Below are 1,126 nucleotides of genomic sequence, written 5' to 3'. Positions count from 1 at the left end.
ATACCAATTTAATATGAAGCTGCATAGAATAAAGCCTCAAGAATGAAATTGTAAGAAGATAGCGAAATGATTTGTTCAGGGGTGATTTGTTCCAGAACTTGGTTAAGTCGCTCACGCAATTGAAGAAGTGTTTCAAAAACTTCTCCCTTGAATTGTTGTTTAATAAGTTGCCACACTCGTTCAATCGGATTGAGTTCCGGGCTATGGGCTGGTTGACACACGGGAATCAAGTTGTCGGGCCATCGTAGAGCGCTGGTCACATGAGCTCCGGCTCGATCAAGTTGAATTAGTGCGATGTCATCTCCGAGCTGATGTGAGATGGCATCAATAAATTGCTGAAATTGTTCAGTATTGAGTCGATCGTATTCTTGACAAAAATGCCAGCCACTCAAGGGTTCGACCACACCGTAGAGCCAAAAATTGTCGCGTTTCCACAACACAGGGGCGATCGGTTTCACCCCAAACGCCATAATTACTTTCCCTGTTTCGGTTTTGAGTCCCAAGCGGGTCTCGTCTTGACATAAATAACGCAACCGTTGTCCCTTGCCAAACAACCGTTGATAGGTCAACAATGCTGGGGCAATGTTTTTTTAAAACGCCTCACGGCATTGGGTTCTTGCTTGGCACTCTGGGGACGAGGTACTTTTAATTTAGCTTTGAGTCGGTAATGCACCCAATTATAGACGGTGGGATATGTCAGGTTCAGTTGATAAGTCTGATTTAGCCACTCCACGATCTCCCCATAACTTTTGAATCCTGGTGGCTGTTGCAATCTTACTTGCAATCCGGCGAGAGCCTCTGGACTCAAGTGGGGTGATTTTCCGGGTGCACTCTTAAGGGCCAACAATTCGGATAACCCTCCTTGACGATACTTTTGCAGCCACCGAGTTACCGTTGAACCATCGCGTCCGAGACGTAAGGCGAGAGTTTTGTGCTGAGTAATTTGTCCCGTTTTCAGCCACCATAACATTTGCAACCGTTCTTTCTGGCTGGCGGTGCGACTGTTTTTGAGTTGTTGCTCCAAACTCTCTGCACTTTCGGCGAGCGCCACAATCAGTTGACGTGCCATAACTAATGACCTCTAAACAGTATCTTTATTCTATGCAACTTCATATAAAATTGGTAT

2 protein-coding genes are annotated in these 1,126 nt (G+C 45.5%); both read right to left on the bottom strand.

All coding sequences use genetic code 11. The features are described from left to right. Nucleotides 1-8: 8 nt before the first annotated feature. Nucleotides 9-572, bottom strand: coding sequence for an IS630 family transposase (locus QUA27_RS27235; RefSeq protein ID WP_333072165.1), 564 nt, complete (start codon nt 570-572; stop codon nt 9-11). After that, entirely contained in the window at nt 566-1,069 is a 504-nt protein-coding gene (locus tag QUA27_RS27230; protein ID WP_333072163.1) for a helix-turn-helix domain-containing protein, read from the bottom strand. Before QUA27_RS27230 ends, QUA27_RS27235 begins: the two co-directional genes overlap by 7 nt. Nucleotides 1,070-1,126: the final 57 nt, after the last annotated feature.

Source organism: Microcoleus harperi Pol14_C6 (genome assembly GCF_036701295.1).
GTDB lineage: Bacteria > Cyanobacteriota > Cyanobacteriia > Cyanobacteriales > Microcoleaceae > Microcoleus.
Note: the sequence above shows the minus strand (reverse complement) of the source record. Positions and strands in the feature narration are given on the sequence as shown.

Bases quoted from the DNA above. Each gene is read 5' to 3' on its own strand.
- QUA27_RS27230 (WP_333072163.1), bottom strand. From the start codon at position 1,069: ATGGCACGTCAACTGATTGTGGCGCTCGCCGAAAGTGCAGAGAGTTTG.